This is a genomic window from Candidatus Neomarinimicrobiota bacterium (assembly GCA_021734025.1).
Lineage (GTDB): Bacteria > Fidelibacterota > JAANXI01 > JAANXI01 > JAANXI01 > JAANXI01.
Window position 1 is genome coordinate 164,557 of sequence record JAIPJS010000005.1, and the last position, 24,885, is coordinate 189,441.

At 53.3% G+C, this 24,885-nt stretch carries 11 protein-coding genes; all 11 read left to right on the forward strand.

The window, feature by feature from the left end; genetic code table 11:
• The first annotated feature begins 138 nt into the window (after positions 1-138).
• The 11 genes from K9N57_08070 (at position 139) to K9N57_08120 (ending at position 24,655) form a co-directional block, all read left to right on the forward strand.
• On the forward strand, positions 139-3,633 hold the full coding sequence (locus tag K9N57_08070; protein ID MCF7804131.1) for a lamin tail domain-containing protein: 3,495 nt from the start codon (positions 139-141) through the stop codon (positions 3,631-3,633).
• A gap of 513 nt (positions 3,634-4,146) precedes the next feature.
• The gene (locus tag K9N57_08075; GenBank protein MCF7804132.1) at positions 4,147-6,327 is read left to right on the forward strand and encodes a hypothetical protein; all 2,181 of its coding nucleotides are present in this window, start codon (positions 4,147-4,149) and stop codon (positions 6,325-6,327) included.
• 34 nt (positions 6,328-6,361) lie between these two features.
• Positions 6,362-8,992, forward strand: coding sequence for a T9SS type A sorting domain-containing protein (locus tag K9N57_08080; GenBank protein MCF7804133.1), 2,631 nt, complete (start codon positions 6,362-6,364; stop codon positions 8,990-8,992).
• Positions 8,993-9,053: 61 nt separating this feature from the next.
• Positions 9,054-10,616: a hypothetical protein gene (locus K9N57_08085; protein ID MCF7804134.1), complete on the forward strand. Its 1,563-nt coding sequence runs from the start codon at positions 9,054-9,056 to the stop codon at positions 10,614-10,616.
• A gap of 4 nt (positions 10,617-10,620) precedes the next feature.
• Positions 10,621-13,386, forward strand: a complete 2,766-nt coding sequence (locus tag K9N57_08090) for a TonB-dependent receptor (protein ID MCF7804135.1) — start codon at positions 10,621-10,623, stop codon at positions 13,384-13,386.
• Positions 13,386-14,495, forward strand: coding sequence for a PorV/PorQ family protein (locus K9N57_08095; protein MCF7804136.1), 1,110 nt, complete (start codon positions 13,386-13,388; stop codon positions 14,493-14,495). The genes K9N57_08090 and K9N57_08095 overlap by 1 nt, the downstream gene beginning before the upstream one ends.
• 1 nt (position 14,496) lies before the next feature.
• Positions 14,497-15,906 carry a hypothetical protein gene (locus K9N57_08100; GenBank protein MCF7804137.1) on the forward strand — a complete coding sequence of 470 codons (1,410 nt, stop codon included), beginning with the start codon at positions 14,497-14,499 and terminating at the stop codon, positions 15,904-15,906.
• A gap of 410 nt (positions 15,907-16,316) precedes the next feature.
• Positions 16,317-18,950, forward strand: a complete 2,634-nt coding sequence (locus K9N57_08105; protein ID MCF7804138.1) for a T9SS type A sorting domain-containing protein — start codon at positions 16,317-16,319, stop codon at positions 18,948-18,950.
• Between the two features lie 4 nt (positions 18,951-18,954).
• Entirely contained in the window at positions 18,955-20,943 is a 1,989-nt protein-coding gene (locus K9N57_08110; GenBank protein ID MCF7804139.1) for a lamin tail domain-containing protein, read from the forward strand.
• Between the two features lie 302 nt (positions 20,944-21,245).
• Positions 21,246-22,148, forward strand: coding sequence for a type IX secretion system membrane protein PorP/SprF (locus K9N57_08115; GenBank protein ID MCF7804140.1), 903 nt, complete (start codon positions 21,246-21,248; stop codon positions 22,146-22,148).
• On the forward strand, positions 22,145-24,655 hold the full coding sequence (locus K9N57_08120) for a helix-hairpin-helix domain-containing protein (GenBank protein ID MCF7804141.1): 2,511 nt from the start codon (positions 22,145-22,147) through the stop codon (positions 24,653-24,655). Before K9N57_08115 ends, K9N57_08120 begins: the two co-directional genes overlap by 4 nt.
• Positions 24,656-24,885 lie beyond the last annotated feature (230 nt).

Below are 24,885 nucleotides of genomic sequence, written 5' to 3' on the forward strand. Positions count from 1 at the left end.
TATAATAGAAGTCCATAAACGATTTAAAATTTTTATAAAGACAGAGCGGTTTGAAAAAATCAAATTTGATGCCCCCCATCGTCTACCTAACATTTACATCATTTTTTTACCACGCAAAACACAAAACACGGAGGACACATGAAACGACTGTTACAGTATAGCGCACTGGGAGTCTTGTTGCTATTTGGGCTATCCCAGCTGCACGCTGATGTGATTATCAGCGAAGTCGCCGATCCTGGTGATGTATACCAGGCACGGTTTGTAGAAATTTACAATGCTGGCGATGCGTCAGTTGATCTTACTGGATGGACTATTCGGCGATATGTGAACGCCCACACGGATTCTGGGGTTGTTGAATTGTCCGGATCACTTGCAGCAAAAGCAACCTATGTAATTGCAAGCGATTCAACTGATTTTAACACTAATTTTGGAAAGTATCCCGATACGGATGGAAGTGCTATTTCGGGGAACGGTGATGATACGTATGAGCTCTTTGATGGTAGCGCAGTTATTGATATCTATGGAGAGGTAGGAACAGATGGAACAGGAGAAGCGTGGGAATATGAGGACGCTATCGCTTACCGGAACGCCGACATCGTCACCGGTAATACTGTGTGGACCGCATCCGAGTGGACTATCATGGCAGGCGATGTTGCCGATGCCACCCCGGGCGTCCATCCGGTAGTAGATTCGGATCCGCCTGCAGTGACAAATGCGTTTTCCTGGGGAAATAACCCTGCGACCAGCGATCAGTATATCCGCATCGAATTGTCAGAACCGGTGACACTGGCGACTGGTGAATCGACGGCGAATTACAGCCTTGCTTCGGAAGGGGAAGGTATAAAAAGTGCGGTGTTTGAAGCCGGCGATTCCAGTATCGTCTATCTCACGTATGAAGGTGGAACCATCGACGGGAAAGATACTCTGATTGTCAATAACCTGGAAGACGCTAACGGCAATACCATGTCCGCACCTGACAGCGTGGCTTTCTACGCCGGCATTACCTCCATCGCAACCATCCAGGATACTACAGGCTCCGGCAGCGATTACTCGGCACTGTACGGTGAAACGGTTACAGTAGCTGCGATTGTTACCGGGGGCGACGCCAGTTTCGGCAGCAGTCAGTTTGTACAGGACGCTCCCGGACCCTGGAACGGTGTGAATGTCTACACCTGGGCAAACGATCTTGTCCGGGGCGATTCCGTCATGATTACCGGTACGGTGACCGAATATTACAATAAAACCGAGATCGAAGATGTATTGCAGGCTGTGGTCCTTGCCAACAACGTTGATCTTCCTGCAGCGTATGAAACTACTGTGGCTGATATGGATACTAACGAATCCCTGGAAGGCGTCTTTGTTGATCTTGGGAAAGTCGCCGTGACAGATCCAAGTCTTGGAAGTGGTGAATTTCAGGTGACCGACGCTACAGGAAATGGCATTGTCGATGATGCCGGAAGTTACACGTACTCACCGATGGCGGGTGATTCGCTTTATATCAAAGGTATTGTCGATTATACGTACGGCTCATACAAACTCGAACCCCGCGATGATAACGATATTGAAAAATTTTACCCGCTCGCTCCGAAGATCGAAGGTGCTGTATCCTTGTCCGATACCTCAGTGGGGATTCGGTTTACAGCGCTGTTAGATACAACATCAGCGATCGATACGGCAAATTACGCCCTTGACAGCGGCCTCGCTATCGATACAGTGTATTTTGTCGATAGTGTGACGGTTGAACTTATTACCGGTAGCCAGGGCGCCGGATTTACCGATTCTCTGGCAGTAGCCAATGTAAAGGACACCGCCGGCGTGGCAATGGAGGCTGCAAAGGTAGGAGTCAATCTCGGTCTGTGGAATCTGAGTGATGTCACAGCTCAAACAGAAGATCCGGAATTTCCCGATCATTTTGGTGAAATATTCCGGGCTCAGGGTATTATTGTCTCCACGGATTTTCAGGGTTCAAACGATGAATACGTTATGCAGGATACCACAGGCGGGATCACATTATTTCAATGGGATACGCTTGGTGTTAATCTGAATTACAGGGATTCTGTACAGGTGGTTGGTGAAGTCAATCAATACAACGGAAATAACCAGTTAATGCCTGTGGAGAATGAATTTGTAACGGTGCTCGGATCCAATGCATCCCTCCCGGATACCCAGGTTATTACGATCGGTGAAATGGGAGAAGGATACGAAAACCAGGTGATTCGTATCGAAAGGGTGACGATGGTAGAGGAGCCGTCAGAATGGCCGGAAAGTGGTTATAAGAATCTCCATATTACAGACGGTACTGATACACTCGTTATGCATATCGATGGTGATACAGAGGCTCTAACGGCAGCGCCGCCTACTGGCAAATTCACTATCACGGGAGTTGCGGGCCAATATTACGATTACCAGATCAGGCCTCGCTTCCATAGCGACTTCGAATACCTGGAATCCAACGTGCTGCTGTCTGAGGCGTATTCGGCGTTTGATAATGAAGTCATCCTCGAGTTCACCGGTGTGCTGGATCAGACGAGCGCAGAGAATACGGCGAATTACTCGTTCGACAGTGGTGCCACAGTAGAAACGGTATCTCTGGACAGCAACGTTGTCTCCCTCGGCATCGTTCCACCGGCATCCGGAACCCATGACACGCTAAGTGTTACCGGCGTGTCCGATACCAGCGGTAAAGAGCTAAACCTCGATATCCCGATTAACACGGGTATCTGGACCATCAAAAATATGATGGTGGATGCTGACGATAACGGCGTACCGGATAATTCGGGTCAACTGTTTGTGATTACCGGTACGGTCATTTCACCGGACTTTGGCGGTGATGAAGAGTGGGATCAGGCCTTATATGATGGCACTGGCGGAATCTTCGGGTTCTCCTTTGAGGATACCCTGTTTGCTCTTGGTGATTCCCTTATGATTTCCGGTGAATTGACTGACGACAATTACAAGGATGAGATTGAGGTATGGGATGGCAGAAAACTCGGTACAGGCGCCGTTCCCGAGCCCAAGGTTGTGACCCTCGGCGACATCGGTCAGACCCTCGAAGGTCAGTTAGTCCGCGTGAACGATGTACACATCGAGGATGCGGCGCTCGATTGGCCGACAGCCGGCAGCAGCGCCAGCCTGGATGTCACCACGGAATCCGATACGCTAACCATGCGGATTGACAGCGATCTGACGCTGGACGAAATGCAAGCGCCGGATTCCACGCTGATCGATCTCATCGGGATCGTGGGACAGTTCTCGTTCGATGATCCGCTGGCCGGTTTCCAGATTTTGCCGCGCTTCCCGGAAGACATCATCGAGAAGGAAGCCGTCGGAATCGGAAACGAAAATGGTCTGCCCATGGTCTTCGATCTGGAGCAGAACTATCCGAATCCGTTCAACCCGACGACGACCATTAAGTACCAGCTGCCGGAGCAGGCCAACGTCCGGCTGGTGGTGTACAACATGCTCGGCCAGCAGGTACGTACCCTGGTCAACGAGCAGAAGGAAGCGGGTTATTATACCGTGCAGTGGGACGGTATCAACAATAATGGCGTGAAGATTTCCTCCGGTGTGTATTTCTATCACATCAAGGCAGGCGAGTTCAACCTGACGCGGAAGATGGTCTTCATGAAATAACCTCTTTCTCGTTTACATTGAGGTGTAACACAATTACAGGGCAGCGGATTTCCGCTGCCCTGTTTTATTTTGCCAACCAGAAAACCACGTGTGTAAACCCGGGGGCTCCATTTGAAAGTAAAAATAGCAGGCCAGTCATCCTGAGCGACTCCGCCGTGGCGGGAGAGTCGTCCCAGGGGGATCCCTTCGGGGAGGGATCTCGTTGTCCATACTCCGGAGGTTCCTTCATGGGGTTTCTTCTCCGGAAGGAGTTGATGCCGGGAGACTCAATTCGTTCGCTCGGAATGGCAGATGGGACTTCTGTCGGTGTTTTCCGCCGTGGCGGTGTCACCGACAATATACTAGAGGAAAGACCGTCACCGACGCCGAAAGTGCTCTGTGAGGGATCACAAAATTCACTTCCCTGTTTTACAATCTTTTTACGAAAAAATTCGACCGGAATCTTGCTTTGGGTTTTGGATTGTATTAGGTTCTGTTTCTGACATTTGAAACCCGAGGACTAATCGAGCAGTAGTGAATAAATATACATCCCCCCTGTTTTTCATCTTACTCTTTCCCTGTCTTTTGTTTAGCCAGCTCGCCAGACAACATCAACCTTCAGATATGTACCGGTTTGCTGCAGACCGGCCGGCCAATGACTATAACAACTGGACTACTGCAGCAGAATTCGGGATGACGGTCACGAATTTTGGTATCCTGGGTGAGGGCTGGACCAACCCGAATCAGCCGTCGGCACTGTATCAGCAATACAGCCCCCAGGCGAAAAAGCAGGTTTCCCATTTCTCCTACTCCGGGCTCTGGATCGGCGGTCAGATCGGAAATGAAAGTCGCGTATCCACTTCCATTGTCGACGGGGTTTTCGACTACGGAGAAGAGGGATTCGAGTTTAAGCCCACAGGGCAGCCGGGCGATTCCATCGCAATTCGATCCAGTATCCGGACGGATCAATATTTCAATACGGATGCGGTTTCTCACGAAGACTTCGTTACCGACTTTGATGACGTCAGCACCGATGGCCTCGGAGATACCCATACTCCCCTGGGCATCCAGGTGCATATGGAGGCGTATAACTGGAACTATACCTTCGCCAATTCCTTTGTCATCCTGAATTACACAATCAAAAACGTCTCGGAACAGATTGTTTCCGGCGGACATGACATCAAGAACATCTACGCCAGCATCTGGATGGACTGCTCCGTTGGCAATATGAATTATACCAACATCTACGAACCGGGCGGCGGCTTTACCTGGTACGATAACCTGGATGGATTTGATAATTCTCCGGACGATAACGGGTATCCGCTGGACATTGCGTATCAATACGATGCCGACGGTGACAACGGCTGGGCCGAGAGCTACATCGGGATGAAGGTACTCGGTTCGGACGTACCCAGAGATGTCTGGAACAGTTACTATCGCCAGTGGGTCTGGACCTCAACGCAGAATACGGATTATCCCGACTACACCATGCCACAGAATGATGAGGAACGATATAACCTGATGCAGGTCAACGTCCAGCCCAGCGGAGACAGCGAACTCTATTACGATAACGGCAACAGTTCTTATAATCAGTTTCCGTCAGAGCAGGACAGCTGGATTATGATGCTCTCCGGCGGCCCGTTCGGGCATCCCCTGGTGAATTCCCAGGGAGATACGACCTACGTGCTGGAGCCGGGCGATTCGGTGAATGTGGTGTTTGCTATTGTCGCCGGATTCTGGGGAAACAAATCGCTGAACGATATGCCGTCCCGCCGCACGAATCTCCGGACGAACGCCGGCTGGGCGCTGAAGGCATATAATGGCGAAGATACGAACGGCAACGGTGAACTGGATGCCGGTGAAGACGCCATATTCTCCAATGGGAAAATCGATCGGTATATCCTGCCGGCGCCGCCTCCCTCACCGCGACTTGCCGTTGTACCTGGCGATCGCAAGGTAACACTCTACTGGAACGATACTCCACTCTCAGCCCTGGATCCGGTGAGCCGTGAAGCCGACTTCGAGGGCTTCCGGATTTACGGCGCCCGGAAAACACAGAGCGGCACCGGAAGTTATACTCTTTTAAAGGAATACGATTTACGCAATGATATCGGGTTTGATACCGGACTGGACGACGTTCGGATCTATGATAGTAATGGTGCGCCGTCGGATACCACCATCGACGGCGTCAAGTATCAGTATCGCTGGATGAATACCGGCCTGAAGAATGGCTGGACGGACAAGAATCTGTATGCCATCACCTCGTATGATCGCGGCGATGAGCAGCTGAACCTGGCGAGCCTCGAGAGCAGCATCAACGAAAATCGCGTCTTTGCCGTCCCCGGCGTCAGGCCGACCGAAGATAACCGGGTTGGAGTCTATCCCAATCCGTACCGGGCACGCGCATCGTGGGACGGATTCGGGGAGCGGGAGCGACTCATCTGGTTTATGTATCTGCCGGAACGCTGCACTATCCGCATTTACACACTGGCCGGTGACCTGGTGGACATTATCGAACATGATGCAAATACATATCATGCTGCCGATGTCCAGGGGATCCAGACCGGGGAGAACAGTAAGTTTTCCGGCGGAGAACACGCGTGGGACCTCATCAGCATGCACGACCAGGCAATTGCGTCAGGAATGTACATGTACACCGTGGAAAACAAGGAAACCGGGCACACGAAAATCGGAAAATTCCTGGTCATAAAATGAACAGAACGATTAAATCAGGGCACAGGAGACTCAAATGAAAAAACTGTTAACTGTGATTTTATCTCTAGCATTTCTGACTGCAAGTATGGGCTTCGGTCAGGACATTACACGTATTTATGATATTCAGTATACCGAAGATGGCGGTGATTCACCGCTGGTTGACCAGGAAGTGACCGTTTCTGGAATCGTCACCGGTGAATCGTATGCTTACGGGAGCGAATTTTTTCTGCAGGATTCGGTTGGCGCCTGGAGCGGGATCCTGGTGCATATTGGCAGCGATGCTGATTCTGCCTTCCAGGTCGGACAGGGAGATTCCGTCACCGTGACCGGTACCGTATCCGAATACTTCGGCATGACCCAAATCGAAGCCTCCAGCGTCACCATCGACTCCATGTGGGCAGGCGATGTCCCCCCGATTACAGTGACCTCCGGGGAAATCGCCACTGACGGCGCTATGGCTGAAGCTTATGAGGGCGTGCTGATAAAAGTTGAGAAAGCCGCCATTTCCAACGCAGATCTCGGCAACGGCGAATGGGGAATCGATGACGGCTCCGGCGAAGTCCGGGTGAACGATAATGCGGATTACTATTTCTGGCCGTCGGAATACGACAGCGTGGAGTATGTGATCGGTCCGCTGAACTATTCATTTAATGATACCAAAATCGAACCCCGGCTCGCCAGTGACGTGGTGCCGGTGAGCGAATACACGCGGATTCAGCGGCTGCAACAGGTCCGCGGCAGCGATCTGGCACGTATCGGCCACGTGGAGAACGACGATACGCTCGATTACACCTATTATTACAACTACGATGATTCGCCATTACCGAATGCAGAGCCCTTCAAGATAAAGGGGATTGTTACAATGCCGACCGGTTTGAGCTATGCGGGAGCCGGGGTGAAATTCATAATGCAGGATCATCATGGTGGTCCGTGGAGCGGAATTTTACTTTATAGTCCTGATTCCACTACCTTTCCAGTTCTCTACGAAGGCGATGAGGTTTCAACTATAGGTTATGTTGGAGAGTACTCCACCGACGAATCGAATATGACAGAATTTTGGGTGACCGGAGAGGTAAATATCACCTCTGAGGAGAACCCGGTCCCGGAACCGTCTGAAGTCCAGACCGGTGATTTACGCTGGCCTACCACCGCTGAACAGTGGGGTACGGTGTTTGTGAAGTTGAAAGACGTTATCATCACCGAGAACGATTACAATTTTGGCGAATGGGGTGTGGATGACGGATCCGGCGAAGTCCGTATCGGTAACGATTCCGATAGTCTGTCGAATTTTAATCGGCCTCCGCTTGGAACGGTAGTGGATTCTATCACCGGATGGGTCTATCACCATTTCGGCTATTACGCCGATTCCTCCACGTACAAAGTGGAACCGCTGTACGAAAAAGATGTCGTGATCGGTGAGGGGCCGCCGAACATCCGGAACTATGCCCGAACGCCGGGAGCGCCCACTTCGGATGACGTGGTAACCATCTCTGCGGATTTCGCCGATAACTCTGCGGTGACTTCGGCAAAGCTCTTTCACCGAGTTAATGGCGGTGCCTACAATTCTACTGATATGCAATTGGACGAGGGTATCACATATACCGGAAATATACCCTTCTACAATAATGGTGACCGGGTCGATTACTTCCTGATGGCAGAAGATGATAATGGAACGAGTTCGACGCTGCCGGCGGATACCACAAAGCTAAACTTTTCCTACACGGTGGCGAGTCAGTTAACAATCTCCGATATACAGTACACGCCCTGGGAATTGGCGCAGACCCCGTATGAAGGCGTAGAGGTTTCTGTAAGCGGTGTCGTGACAGCAGATACACTGTTTAACAGCAACTTTGAAGCGTATGTAATCCAGGAATCTGGCGCCACCGAATGGGGCGGCCTGTTTGTCTTTGACCTGAATGAAACATTAACACGCGACCAGACCGTGACCGTCTTTGGTACAGCCACAGACTACAACGCCGATTTCCATTTCAAATGGGACGGCCTTACCGTAATTCTGGCCGACAGCGTTCAGGTTGGTGATACCGGTGACGGGATTGAACCCATGGTGATGACTGCGGCGGATCTCGAGGCGGAACCTGAAAAGTATGAAGGAATGCTGGTCCGGGTGAACGACATCGAGGTTACGGCTCTGAACCAGTACGACTGGTCGGTGACCGATGCCTCCGGCGGTGAAATCCTGATTGATGATGATATCGTCTATACCACGTCGGATTCGTCATGGTTCGCGAGTCTCGGTGTCGGTGGTGGTATCGAATATGTCACCGGAATCTGGACTTACAGTTTTGGGTCGTTCAAGATCGAGTTGCGCGATACGGATGACCACGGAGTTGCCACCAGTGTTGAGCCGGACAGAACGCAGCCATTCGCTTACAGCCTCTCGCAGAACTATCCGAATCCATTCAATCCGACCACCAATATCCAGTTCTCACTGGCGGATCAGGGGCCGGTGACTATCGCGATTTACAATATTCGCGGTCAGATGGTCAGGGCGCTGGTCAGAAACCAGACCATGGAAGCCGGATATCACACACTGAACTGGGACGGTACGGATAAGAACGGACGCACCGTCGGATCTGGTGTCTATATTTACCGGATTCATGCCGGTGACTTCATCAAAGCCAAAAAAATGACGCTGCTCCGATAAACTGATTACCGGAAATGCCGTGGATTCCATCAGGAATCCACGGCTGCATCCGAACAGACGAATGAAAATACTCAGATACCAGATCGTCCTGCCCCTCCTCCTGGGGATAGTCTTGGTGTTCGCCGCCTGCGAGCTCCGGAATCCGCTGGAGCAGCCGTTGGACAACGAGCGTGTGGGTAACCAGCCGCCGGAAACGCATATCTTTTTGCCGGACAGTCTGTGGGGGAGTGTACGGCTCGACAGCGTGTTTGCGGATGACAGTACATTCGTCGGTTTCGACACTACCTATGTCTATGACAGACAAACGGGAAGCGACTACCTGGAGTTTGTCCCGGACACCACGGAAAGCAAGAAGGTGATTCACTGGTGGGGCGACGATCCGGACGGTGAAGTGGTGGCCTACGAGTACAAGTGGAATTACGAGTCCCAGTGGACGCTGGACTCGGCGGAATACGATACGTTCTATCTGCCGATTCGGAGTGCATTCGACCAGTTTGAATTCCAGGTGCGGGCCGTGGATGACAGCGGGGCGGTAGATACTTCTCCCGCCAAACTGACTTTCCCGGTCTTCAACTCGCCACCTGTGGCCGAATTTGTGCTGAACAGTAACCCCAGCGGTAGTTCTTCGGATACCACCAAGACCTTTCCGACCCGGACGTTTCTCTGGTCAGCTATCGATCCGGACGGCAGCGAGACAATTGTTGGTGTAGAATATTACCTTGCAGACGAAGTTCTGGCGGACACCAGTCTCCCGGATACGATTACCTGGCAATCGCTTGAGGCCGACGCTGATCGGGTAACTCTGCGCGATATTGAGCCGGGATTACACACATTCTTTCTCCGCATTCGGGATATTGCCGGGGCTTACAGCGATACTATTCAGTTTCCGGATCCAGGTTCGGACAGTCAGCCGGGCGCCTGGCTGGTGAAGGGGCCTGTTGGGGGAGTCTGTCTCGTGAACGACTATCCCTTGGGTGGCGTTGGCGACCTGGGTGAGGGCGACGTGGAACTCCAGTACCGGGATTGGCTGAACCAGCTGTACGGGGAAGACGGCTATTCCATCTGGCGTATCGGCTCTAACCTTTGGCACCCGGAAAACAAATTGCCGTATGCCCAGGAAGATATAGAGGCAACGCTGAGTTATTTTGACAAAATTATCTGGTACCAGTACTCCGGAGCCCCCCATTATCCGGACGCCGCTCTGGGGATCAACAAGTACCTGGCCGGTGGCGGGAATATGATTTTAACAGCCATTGAGATCGACACTTCGGCCGTATTCGTGCATGTGGATACTATGTTTACCGTGAATCCGGAGGGGCGGTTTAGAGGCGGGGAAGAAGTTGTGTCGAAAGTAGATTCTAACCTCACCCTTACAAATCCAAGCGTTATCGGGAAGCGAATGAAATCTCTGGTGCCCGGAGATTCAAACAAGGTGCACTATCAATTGAACCAGGAAGGTGATCCGGCTTGGGTGGGAAAACCCTCCGTTGGATATCTTGATAAAATTGGAGGCGCTGAAGGGGGAAAGCTACTCTTCTTATCAGTCCCATTACACAAGCTAAATGGTAAGGATAATGTCCCCGACATGCTGGACTATTACCTGAACACAGAATTCGAACAATAACCCTATGAAACGACTCACACTCATCGCTGGGGTGCTGTTACTGTTTGCCAGCTTTACGCAGGCACAGCAGGGCGGCCGGATTACCGGGCAGGTGACGGATGCCAAAACCGGCGATCCGCTACCCGGCGTAAATATCATTGTCCGGGGAACCTACTACGGTGCGGCCACCGATGAAAAGGGTCAGTACCAGATCCTGAATATCTCACCCGGAAACTATGAGCTCCAGGTGAGTATGATCGGGTACAAGCGGATTCTGAAGACCGGCGTAAACGTGACGGCCGGCGAACGGGTCACATTGAATTTCGAACTGGAGCAAACCTCCCTCGCATTAGGACAGGAAGTGGAAGTTATCGGTGAAAGGCCCCTGATCGACGTGGACGAAACTTCATCCACCGTCCGCATGGGCAGCGATGACATCGACAATCAGATCGTCAATACTGTGGATAACGTGATCCAGCAGCAAGTGGGGGTCTCCTCGGTGGACAACGAGATCCATATCCGTGGCGGCCGGGTGGACGAAAGTCTGTACGTCATCGACGGGATGTCTATCAAGGATCCGCTTTCCGGGAATGCTTCCAACGTGTTTATCACCGCCGAGGCGGTGGAGGAACTGGAGGTTATCACCGGCGGATTTAACGCAGAATACGGCCAGGCGATGTCCGGCGTCATCGACGTCAAGCTGAAGGCCGGCAGCGATCGCTATACCGGTGGCTTCACCTATATCACGGATAAATGGGCGCCCGGAGTGTTCAGGGATTTCAATACCGACCGGCTGGAGTTCAATATCGGCGGCCCGGAACTCCTCAACAATTACATCCTGAAGAATATCGGACTGGAACTCCCCGGTAAGTGGTATTTTTTCGTCAGCGGCTACGGCCGGCTGTCCGATACCTACCTCCCTCATGCCAGTGAACTGTATCCGGCACGGGACTGGCAGGAATCGTTCGCCCGGCGGGAGGAGAACGACTACCATCTGCTGGGCAAACTGACCTGGAAGAAAAACGCACAGCAGACGCTCTCGTACTCCTATGATCGATCCCTGAAGATCAATCAGGGCTTCTTTATGAACAAGACCTATACCAACACCTATTATCCATACTATTACGAGAATATTCTGGATAACTACAACACGATGACCCGGGAAAATATCATCAATAACCTGAGCTGGACCCATACTCTCAACTCCCGGACGTTTTACGAGCTGAGTCTGGGCCGGTTTTTTACCGACTTTCATTCGGCCGCCCGCGGATTACACTACTCGGAATATCGCGAGCATCAGGATCTGGAGCCCATCCGGTACGAGGCCAACGCCAATGGCAATATCAATGTTGAATTCGGCGATGAGTTCTGGGATCAGGGCATGCCGCCGGATTGGTTCGACTACTGGAGCGAAAACCTGAGTGCCGAGTTCGACTTTACCTATACCACCGGCGGGCGCCACACCTACAAAACCGGCTTCGATATGCGCGCCACTACCATGCAACTGATTCACATCGATACGCCGTGGTGGGGCGACAATCCGTTCGGGCGCGCCTTCGACATCTACCGGGTCCGACCGTTTGACGGCGCCTTTTATCTCCAGGACAAGATTGTATTCGACGGCATGATCGTGAACATCGGGATGCGGTACGACTTCTGGTTTCCCGGCGAAAAGGTGGACGAGTTGATGACCACGGACATGACCTCCCTGTCGCCAACCATCAACGATTTTGCCAAGCAGACTTACAAGGAGGAGACTTTTGAATTTTTTGGCCGGCGGGGCAAGGCGCATCTCAGTCCACGGTTGGGGATTTCCCATCCGGTGTCGGACAATGATGTTCTCTATTTCAACTACGGACATTTCTCCCAGCTACCTACATATCAATACGTGTATGCCAACCTGTTTACCAGGGATGAAAACAGCTATTCCCTCTTTGGGAATCCGAATCTGAGTCCCAAGACCACCGTTTCGTATGAACTGGGCATTAAGCATAAGTTCGATGAAAATACGGTACTGGAATTCAGATCGTACTACAAGGATATGTTCGACTACGAGACTTCCGCCAGCATCACGCTGTTCGACCCGGCCAAGGGGAACCAGAGTTTTCTGATGTACCTGAACATGGATTACGCCCGGGCGCGTGGTGTCGAAATTGTGTTCCGAAAGCGGTTTGGTCGCTATTTCGCCGGTGACGCCAACTTTTCCTATTCCCAGGTGACCGGAAAGAGCTCCACGCCGTATGACAATCTGCTGGTCACCGCCGGGCGGCTGGACGAAAAGCCGCTGGGCGAGAGCTTTCTCAGCTGGGATCGCCCCGTCAGTTTCTTTGCGAATCTACACTTTACTATGGATCGGGAACGCCGGCCTCATCTTTTGGGATTGCCCATGCCCAATGACTGGCGCACAAGTTTCCGCATCGAATACAATTCCGGGCGTCGCTATACGCCGTATACCAACATCTCGCTTGTCAAACAGGGCGATACCTGGTATTACGACGGCGACCGACGCAGCGACGAGCCGTACTCGGCTATTACGCCGTCCTGGTGGAACATGGACGTGAAAATCTCCAAAACACTGTACGATGGTATCTTCCGTTCGCTCCTGGTGCTGGAAATCGAAAATATCTTCGACTATAAGATTCCCCGGCGGATAAACCCGTTTACCGGTGAGCCGTACGACCCTGGCGAGACTATCCCGTATTATCTGGCCAATGCACCGAATCCCAACTTTGATCCCTCCCGCTACCGGGAAGGCCGCGTCGCAAAACTGGGCATGAAGGTGGACTTCTGATGGGATTTGAACAGAGGAAATTCAATCAGGAGAATGGTCGTGAGGAAAAGAACAGGCGTTCACCCTTCGACAATCTCAGGATGACGGCTGACTGTCCGCTGCAAACAGTGCGTGCTCTCATAATCATAATCCTTGTGATAACGGTGTCTTTTTCCGGAACCGCTTACGCCCAGGGCAACCTGTTCCAGGTGCTCGGTGGCCAGCGGGCGGGCACGTCATCGTTTCCGTTTCTGAAGATTGGTGTCGGCGCCAGGGCAGCCGGCATGGGCGAAGCATTCGTCGGTATCGCGGACGACGCCTCGGCGCTCTACTGGAATCCGGCCGGGATCGCCCAGACCGGTGGAGCGGAGTTTATCGGAACGCATACCGCCTGGCCTGCTGATATCAACTACGAATTTTTAGGCTATGTTCAGCCCGTCGGCCGAAACATTTACCTCGGCGCCAGCGCCGGATTCCTCCACATGGATCCCATGGAAGTCCGGACGGTTTACAATCCACATGGTACCGGTGAATATTTCAATTACAGCGATATGGTGCTGGGGGCATCTTTTGCAATGCGGATGACCGACCGGTTTTCCTTCGGCGTAACGCTGAAACATGTACAGGAAAACCTGGCCGGCCTCATCATGGACGGACAGATGCTGGATCTTGGCACCTTCTACTGGACCGGATTCAAGTCGCTCCGCTTCAGCGTGGCGCTGACGAATTTCGGCCCGCAGGTGGCGCCAGCGGGCACCTATGAAAAGCCGCTCATCGCCGGCGGAACCGGCGAATTCAAATATTCGGAATTTTCCCCGCCGACAGTCTTCCGCATCGGGAGCGCCATGAATTTAATCGAAACCGGCGCCCACGTCCTGACCGGATCAATTCAGCTAAACCATCCCGTGGACAACGCCGAAAATTTCGTCGCCGGCGGGGAATATAAATTCATGGATATGCTGGCACTCCGCGGCGGATATAAACTGAATGCCGATGAAGGTGGACTGGCGTTCGGCGCGGGAGTGGAAATCCCCATGATCGGCATGGAAAAATTTCGTTTCGATTACGCTTATACGGACTTTGGACGACTGACCTCTGTCCACCGCTTTGCCATAGGATTTGAGCTGTAAAATGACACTCCGAACCCAATTCAGAATATATGCGCTCACCTTCCTGAGCATTTTCATCGTCACTTGCGGCGATAAACGGCCATTACCCACCGGCCCGGTGGACAGCGGCAGAAACGTCGCCGCCGGGGACACTATCTACACCCGGGTAAAGCCGGACTGGCCGGCAGAGAATGGTTTCTCTCTCAACGATCCCCGGGATATTTGCGTAAACCGGGACGGTTACGTTTTTGTGGCCGATCGCGGGAATTCCAGGGTTCTGGTGATGAATAAAACCGGGCGTGTCATCGAATCCGCCGACGCCTTCGGCAACAAAAACTTCGATGACCTGGCGGCAATTCCATCCTGGGAAAATTCAAGCGAAGTAATTCAGCCCATGGGAATCTCCGCCGACGCCCGGATGAACATTTTTATCGTAGACAGCACCAACCACGTGTACGTTTGGAACCAATACGTGAATAACGTGGGCGTTGAGGCAGTCGCGTCCGGCTTTATTTTGGAGGACAATCCGAACCAGACCATCTCTGCGGAACAGTTCTATCGCATGGGCGCACCGGTTCAGGATATCGAGGGTGTGGCATGGTCGTCAGAGCAGGCGCGTATCGATTCCCTGCTGAAGCCGCGGATGTTTTTCTCCACCTCGGTGGCGCACATGATCTCCGGCAGATACGGCAACGCACCGGAAGAGAGCCGGTTTAACGCGGTCGCCGCCTGGATGCCGCAAAATATCGCCTCGCCATCCAGAGACGGCTCGGTCTATCTCACCGACGCCAGCTTCTACAGCCGGATCGTCCGGGTGGACTATCAAAGGTACCGGATGGTGCGGCTCACCAACGGCCAGACCATCTGGCTGCACCGAGGGAAATTCCAGTCGTTTGCGGTGAGTAAAGGGACAGGCCAGGGCACGGTGATGTCCCCTACGGGGCTCTATTTCCAACAGTTCAATCAGGATCCCAAACTGCTCTACTCTCAGACCGACAAAAACTTCGGCGCTCATCGGGTTTCCCTGACCACCGGCGAATTTGACCTCATTCAGACTGCCGATATCGGAGAAATCGGGCGGTTCCAGAACGCGCGGGATATTGCGGCCGATGAGAACGGGAATATTTACGTTACGAATACCGGCAAAAATTACGTGGAGGAGTTCAGCCCTAAAGGCAACTTTTTGCGGTACCTCGGTACCGAAGAAGTCCGCATCGATACCACCGTGACCGATACCCTTATCTCGGGCGGGGATACCTCATACGTTGATGTGGACTCCACCTTTATTCGCTACGAGCCGAACGTGTTGCAGCGACCGTCAGCGGTGGCGGTCTCCGACGGCGAAGTCTATATCGCCGATCCCGGCGAAGGCCGGATTGTTCGGTACAAACTTTCCACCGATGTGGACATCAACCGCGGTGAGCGGGAGTAACATCAGGGAATGCTGAGAAACACGTTCATTCCATGAATGGTGAGGTATACTCGCTATTTCTCCGTCTTTTTTTAGCAGAGTCGTTGCATGGAGGATGTACGAGAATACCGTCTCAAAATTTTTTCTTAGGATTTCTGAAAATTTACCATTTCTTAAATATAGGGTAACCTATTGATATTATTGGCAGTAGAGACGTGCCATGGCACGTCTCTACTCGGAAGAAAATGCGATGATTACTCAGGACATTGGAATATAATTTTCCGAAGGAACCGGGTATTGCTTTGCGGCATTTCTGATAGTACCTTCCCCTGCAATTTGACACGGAACCGGAGTATTTGACGCGCACGTATGAATCAGTTTCTACCTTACATTTATTCGATTAAAACGTCCAACCATATTCAGGAGTTCTTATGAAAAAACTTACCATCGCCGCAATCCTGCTGGCCTTACCGCTGCAGATCTTTGCGCAGATTTTTATTAACGAAATCGATTACGATCAGCCGAGTACCGATACCGGCGAATTCATAGAACTCACGGGAACGGCAGGAACGTACAATAATGTGACTATCGTGTTGATGAATGGTAATGGAAATACACCATATAATACCATTGATCTTGGAAATATTACGCTAACCGATGAGACCAACGGTTTTGGTTTTTACGTCATTGGTACCGGTACTGTCTCAGAAGCGGATTTTAATTTCTCGAATCCGGACAATAACGTCCAGAACGGCGCTCCTGATGGAGTTGAATTGCAAGTCGATGGAACGATCGTGGACGCAGCCTCCTACGAAGGTGAACTAAACGATTCCAACGGCGATCCCATGGAAGTGGCAACGCCGGACGATTCCTACTGGGAAGGCGACGAGGGCAAATCCATTGGCCGGGTCGGGCTGGACGGCTCCCGCTGGGAAGTGATGGACAATTCGCCGGGGGCAAAAAACAACGGTCAGTCATTGGAACAGGGACTGCCTGTGATTTCCAACGTGTTCCATTCGCCGAGTCCGCCGAACGAAACCGAAAGCGTAACGGTCACCGCTGATGTCACCGATGCTGATGGCACAATCTCTTCCGTGGAACTGTTCGTCTCCATTGATGGCGGGGATTTTTCGTCCTCGGCTATGACCAACTCTTCCGGCGACACTTACTCCGGCACTATCGCTGCGCAATCCGTTGGTACGGAAGTCTCCTTTTACATCGAAGCTACCGACAACGATACCAAAACATCCCAGAGTTCCACATACGAATATACGGTGATAAGTTCTTCCGGCTACTCCATTGCGGAGATTCAGGAAACCAGTGATGCCGGCACCGGGGGCGATTGCTATCCCTCCCCCTATGTTGGACAACCCGTATCTTTCTCGGGAATTGTTACTGCTTCCAGTGAGGGGACGAGATTTGTACAGGATGCCAGGAGTCTTTGGAGCGGCGTGAAGGTTTATGATAGTGACGCGACGTTTACAGTTGGTGACAGTGTATCCATTACTGGATCAGTCTCCGAATATTTCGGTATGACAGAGGTCTCGGACCTAAGTGACTATACAATTCATACATCCGACAACTCGATTTATGATCCTATGGAAGTCTCAACCGGAACGCTGGGAGGCGGTTGTTCTTCCCAAGGTGAATCTTACGAAGGTATGTTGGTTGTGCTGAATGATGTGACGGTCACCGGCACAGCTGACCAGTATGGACAATGGTTTGTCGATGATGGAAGCGGTGAGGCAGAGATCGAAGACACCTTTTTTCCATATGAACCGACTGCCGGCGAACAGTTTGATCAGATTATCGGCGTTGTGAATTACGGATATGAAGAATACGAAGTGCTGCCCCGTTCGGAAGATGATTTGGTGAAAAACGCAGACGCCCCCACCATCTCTGGCATTACCTCCTCGCCGGATTTTGTTCGGGCCAATAACCAGATCGAGATCCGGGTGACTATTGAGCCGACGGTTGGCAGCATCGACTCTGCTGTAATCCTCTACGGCTCCGGCGGCAGCTTTCCGAATACGGCAGCACTGTACCCGGAATCCGGAAACGAGTATGTCGGTATTATTCCGGCCCAAAGCGGGAATTCGGAGTTTCAGTATAAAATTTACACAGAAGACGATCAGGGGAACAGTGTTGAATCCCCGGAGAAAACGATATTTGTTGCTGCCGAGTCGCCGATGGAAATCGGGACGCTCCGGGACGACATATCGACGTATGAGGGGCAGGTTGTGACGGTCTCCGGCATCGTGACCATCGGCGCGGGAGTGCTGGTGGACACCCGCACCGAGGCGTACATCCAGGATGCGTCCGGTCGCGGTGTGCAGCTGTTCCATCCGGACTTAATGGACAATATCGCCCGCGGTGACAAGGTAACGGCAGTCGGGCGTGCAAGCGTATTCGATGGAATTCTTGAGATAGAAAACTTCAGATATACCATCGAATCCACAGATAACACGCTGCCGGAGGCGGAAGAGCTGACCATCGCCGAAGCAAACAATTCCGCCTGGGAAGGAACATTCATCCGATTCACCGGCACTATTACCGATAAGTGGTGGGCCGGTGGCGGTACCAATCTGGAGGTCGCGGACGAGACCGACACAACTATCGTACGGATTTGGGACGTGACCGGGATCGACACCACAGACTTCGCCGTTGGAACGCAAGAAAAATTCCGGGGCGTAGCGGGTATTTACATTGACGACGGACAAACAGTACACCAGCTACTCCTGGGCTACGAATCGGACTACGGCACCCAGGTGTCCACCGATCCGGAGGATTTGACCCAACCGCAAAAATTTGCGCTTTCCGGGGCGTATCCAAACCCGTTTAATCCGGCGACCAATATTACCTGGCACCTGGACAAGGCTGGACAGCACGAATTGGCCGTCTACAATCTGCTGGGACAGAAAATCCGGGTACTGAGCACCGGGTACGCCACGGCCGGCCGGCACATGACCCAGTGGAACGCCGGCGACCAGCCGTCCGGCATCTACTTCTTCCGACTGACCGCCGACGGCCGGACGCTCATCAAAAAAGCTACCCTGCTGAGGTAAGCCTGTGAAATTGTCTACTCTGATACGCGGAACCCTGCTCTTTTTTCTCCCGGCCATGCTACTGGCGCAGCCGGATCACGTGGTGATCTCGGAGTTTGTTGTGCAGCCCGACCCCGGGGAGTATATCACGGTTCATAATCCTACGGGAAACACCGTTGATCTCTCCGACTACTACATCACCGACGCCACCGACACAGTCGAAGGCGATTACTACTACAACCTGCCCTCCGGCGCGGATTACTGGAGCGGAGCTGGCACCGATTTTATCGCCCGGTTCCCGGACGGTTTTACCATAGATGCCGGGGCCAACGTGATCATTGCCATTCACTCCGAATCCGATTACCAGAACGAGTACGGTTCCCTGCCGGATCTGGTGCTGAAGGAGGATTTTCGTCCGGCGGAGGCCGGCGAATCCACAATTGGCGGCATCCCGTTTATTTTGGATGACAATCAGGAAACGCTGGTGCTCTTCACCTGGGATGGTTCCGCCTCCACGGTGCAGGACGTGGACTACCTCCTCTGGGGCGGTCGCTTGCAGGCCATCGATAAAACAGGAATCTCCGGACACTCTGCGGATACGCCGGCCGATCAGCAGGAGTTTATGTCCAGCCACGGCGTGGGAGACAAGCTCCAGCGCATCAGCGGCGAGGGGACGGAGACCCAGTCCGGCGGCAACGGTATCACCGGTCACGACGAGACCAGCGAAAATCTGAGCAGCACCTGGCAGACAGCTTCGGTGGGGAACACTAAGCCGGAAATCAGCAACGTAGCACTTACTCCTGCGTCGCCGATGATTGACGCTAATCTCACCTTCTCTGCACAGGTAACCGACGACGGATCGGTGGCGAGCGTCGAACTGGCCTACACGTTCGGAGGCAATGAAAACTCGTCGGCCATGTCCCCTGGCCAGAACGATACCTACAGCGTAACGCTCGATGCGATGGGGGAAGCCGGGACGCTGAATTATCGAGTCCGCGCCACAGACGACACCGGTTTGCGGGACTCCACCCGAATCTTCAGCGTGGAGATTTCAGAACCGGCGCCGGAAATCACCATCGCTGAAATCGTCGACAATCTCTCCGAGTACGACGGCCAGACCGTCACCGTGGACGGCGTGGTCACCATGCCGGCCGGGCAGCTGCGAACAACGTTCACCGAGGCGTATTTCCAGGACGAATCCGGCCAGGGGATCATCCTGTACCGCTCGTCGCTGGATACCTCGTTTCATCGCGGCGATTCCCTGGAAGTCACCGGCACGGTTACCGATTTCAATGGAACACCGGAGCTGGAATACACGGGTATGACGTCACTGAAGGAAAACGCCGAGCTCCCGGTGGTTGAGTTGACCATCGAAGAATTTAATACGCTTGAGTACAACTGGACGTACGTGGAGGTCTGGGGTAAAATCACCGCCCGGCAGGATCTTGTAGGTGGTGGGACAAACGTTACCATTGAAGATCCCACCGGCGCCACCACCACCGTCCGGATCTGGAATTCCACGAATCTGCTGTACAATGAGGATGAGGATCTGGTGAGCCAGGCCATGGACGACCTCCTGCAAGTTGGCAACCTGGTTGACGTCCGGGGTGTTGCCAGCGAGTTTAACGGCGAGAGCCAGGTACAGCCGGCGTTTCCGGATGAGATTTCCGAGCACCAGGAGGGCGAGGTCGGCGACTACCAGGCGGAATTGAACGTGGCGCCGTATCCGTTCGTGCCGCAGCTGGGGGAGAATATCGCGTACGAGTTCAGCTATCCTGCCAACAGCCGAATCAAGTTGAGAATCTACGATACCTCGGGCCGCTACGTGACCTCGCTCTACGACGAATTCCGCGGACTCTCCTTCTACATCGAGGGCACCTGGGACGGCCGGAACGAGATCAACGAGATCGTGCCGGCCGGCGTCTATGTGATGCACCTGGAGGTCACCGACGTGCAAACTGGCGATCTCTCCACGGATACCGCCCCGGTGGTAATTGGAGTGTACGGGAAATGAAAAACCATAGATTAGCCGCGAAGGACACGAATAAAAACGCGAAGAAAGAAAAAAAAGATAATGAAATACCCAAAGACAAAGATCGCAGGATATCAGCACATCCTCTCTTCCATAATCTCCATCATTATATGACAGATACACGGTTACTTGCTGCAGACATAACAGGAAATGCGCTTGTAGGGACGCTATTTATAGCGTCCGCCCACAAATATCCGGGACGGCGAAAAAGATACACGGACGCGGTGAACCGCGTCCCTACAAGATCGATTGGCGTATCCAGGGCGGAGACATCGGAGAATTCTTTGATTAAAGTAATTACCACAATTGTGGTTGGTGTCATGGTCGTGCTTGCTGGATTCAACGCCCAGGGACAGGTGACGTCGTCGCAGGCGTATTACGGGGCGCGGAACGCGGCGCTGGCCGGCAGCGACGTGGCGCACCAGGATGACGCCTGGGCGGTTTTCAATAACCCGGCGGCGCTGTCGGGCATGCAAGGTCTCTCAGGGGTCTTTTCCTACGAAAATACCCTGGGACAGTCATTTCTTCCGCATGCGCTGGGCGCTGTGGTTTATCCCATGGAAAACTGGGGTAGCGTTGGACTGGGATTCGAGAATCTTGCCGTCAACTACGTGGGCCAGGATCTCACCAGCGAGACGGCCGTCGGCTTTTACCACGGATTCGATCTCCAGAATGATGCGAATTCTACGCTCTCCTTCGGCTACGGCGTCAAATACCTCCAGGTGGATTACGGTCAGTCCGCTGGGCCGTCCGGCGACGGCTCCGACGGCATCGATCTCGGCGTAAGCCGGGCGGTAGGACTGGATATCGGCTTCCTCGCCAGCCTCCGGGAGCGGCATTACCTGGGCGCGAAGGTGCATAACATCAACTCCCCGCAGATGGGCAGCGGCAACGCCAGAGTCGATCTACCGATAAAACTGCAGATCGGCGCGGCCTATTCGCCGTATCATCTGGTCTGGACGACCTTTGCCATGACCCGAGAGGCCGGCACCGAAACCCAGTATCACGCCGGACTCGAATACCGTATTATCGATCAGTTGACGCTCTATTCCGGCGTTCACTCGAATCCTAACCGGTTTGGCGCTGGACTCCGGATTCGCTACAAATTCCTCATGGCGGACTACGGAATGATCACCCATCCGGTCTTTCCCCTGACCCACCAGTTCAGCCTGGGATTCGCTCTGTGAGAAGGATCATCTCCATAGTGATACTCCTCCTGGTGGCGCTGCCGATCCTGGGCGTTACACCGCTCAACGTCAACCAGGCAACTTTTAAGGAAATTCAGGAATTGCCGCTCACCCACCAGCAAGCGGAGGCGTTGTACAAATACGTGCAACTGCGCGGCCCGGTGACGAGTATCTATCAGTTACGGGAAGTCGAAGGTATCGATAGCAAGGCATTGAATGAACTGAAGCCGCTTATCTCAATGAGCATCCCGGATACTACCGAGACCGTTTCCCGATTAGTGAACTATTACAATCGCGTGGAGAACTGGACGAGCACCGAGGGCGCCAACGAGGGGCTCATCGAGCTCTGGCTGGAGCGTTTAGCGGAACCGAAGAACATAAACGACGCCACCTACAACGACCTTATCGCCCTGCAGAACGTGAGTCCCGTGGACGCTGTGGCCGTCCTGCAGCGACTGGAAGAGGGATCCATCAACTACCCGGATGCGCTGGAGACCGCCATCGGTCTTTCCTACTACGGCTACCGGAACATGCGGGACTTTTTCCACTACGGCGATTACGATCCGTACGACCAGATGCATCTCTGGTATAACGTGACGTATCAGACGTTTCCGGCGGCGAGGGCGTTTGGTGACGACGTGACCATCCAGACGCCGACGGCAACTGCGGACGCGGCGCCGGGAGCTTCCACCATCGGCACCCATCCCGGGGAGTTGCAGCACAAATTTTTGGCGACCATCAACCGCCACTGGAAGGCCGGGCTAGCGTATCACCGACAGCTGGGCGAGGCGAACCGCACCACCACGCTGGCCGGCATGACTGTCCCAGAGATGAAATACGCCGTCACCTACCGGGACCTCCAAATCGGCCCGGTGACATTCGAGCGGATCATCGGCGGGAACTTTATGGCGACCTTCGGCCAGGGTGTGGTGTTCGAGAGCACGGATTACTTTTCGCCGCGCCGCTCGGGCTACGGCTGGAGCAAGCGGGTGCCGGGCGTGTTTCAGGATTTGTCGAGTTCATATGAGTACGCCTTACGCGGCGGCGCATTCCAGGCCAGCGCCGGAAATTTGGATTTTTACGGGTTTGCCTCCAGGCATCCCAGAGATGCGGTGCTGAATCCGGACGGCGAGAGTTTCTCCACGCTGATTACCATGTACCCGCGCTCCGACGTGGGCTACGAAGGGCCGTTGCAGCAACCCATGAAGAATGTGGTAGACGAGGTGACCTACGGCGGGCACGCAAGGTACACCTTCCGGCCGGGGACGTATATCGGTCTCTCCTCCTACGAGAGCCTGTACGATCGCCGACTGAATCCGGACATTTCGCGATCGGTCATCTCTGCGGAGAACGCCAGCCGGTTCCTCACCACCAGCGGCAACAGCGCCGACCCGGAGATAGGGGCCATGTACGGCAATACCGCGGAATCTCCTCTCTGGTCTGAGGCGCAATCGCTTCGGCGCGTCATGGGCGTGGACTTCTCCACCGTTATCCGGAATATCGCGCTCCAGGGCGAGTACGGCATCGTGGATAAAAACGGTGACATAGGAGATTTCTCCGACGATCCTGGCGCGCTGGTGCTTACGGGATTCCTCCAGTTCGACAACCTGAACTTTCTGATGGTCTACCGGGATTACGACCTGGGATACGACAACCCGTATCAGCGTTCGTTCTCCAATTATCAGCGGTACAAGGGCACCATTTTCGAGGATACGTTTTATCTGAAGGATCCGGTTTACGGCTACCTTTATAGCGCCCAGGCCCAGCCCCAGGCGGAGCGCGGAGTCTACATTGGGTCGCGCTACCAGTTTCATCGCCAATTCGTTCTGGACACAGATTTCGACACCTGGACGCGGGTGGCGGACAACGCCCGGTATTATCGCACGGTGCTCAGCCTGGAATACCGGCCGGTGTTCAACTACCGGTTCGACATCCGGCAGAAGTGGCAGTCGCGGGGTTCCTTCAACATACTCGATCCGTCCACCTTCTTTGCCAGAGAAACGATTATCCGCGGCGAACTCCGGCTTTCCAATTATAATAATTTGGAGCTTCGATACGTAAACTCTTCTGTGGATTTCACCAACCGTCGCCGACTCACCGTCGACTGGGAGACCGCCGGCGAAGAACCGTCTCTGGTCGGAAACGCCGGCACCGGCAGCGAAGCGCTGGCCATGCAGGTGGAACACAACTTCACCGACCAGCTGAGCCTGGTGAGCGAGGTGATGGTCTATCGCGGCTTCATCTGGAACTTCGAGGATACCGATTTCCGGGTGTTCGACAGTCCCACGGATGCGCTGCGCTACTGGATTTCGCTGTTTTCCCGGGTCAACGATAACCTGGCGTTTCGCGTTAAATGGACGGTGGATCACCGACTGCCCATCACCAATCACAACTTCGAGCCGATGGATTCTCAGAACGTCTACCCGGACACGCGCCTGGACTGGGAGACTATCACGACAAGGGCGTCCACATCGGATATCCGGGTGCAGCTGGATTACGCGTTTTAGGAAAACGGGTATAGGGGTATAAGGTATAGGGGAAAAGATGGAGAACGGAGAAGGGAAATAAAAAACCGCGAAGAAAAAATGAAAATTGAAGAAAGAAAACTGAAAAAGTTGAATTCCCGGCACCAAGCTCCGATAGGGGCGATTGCTTTCAGCCTACTAATCTATTGGTGGGGATGCTTTAGTAATTGCCGCCTCGTAATAAGATTACGAGGCTAGCCTTTGAATTTCAT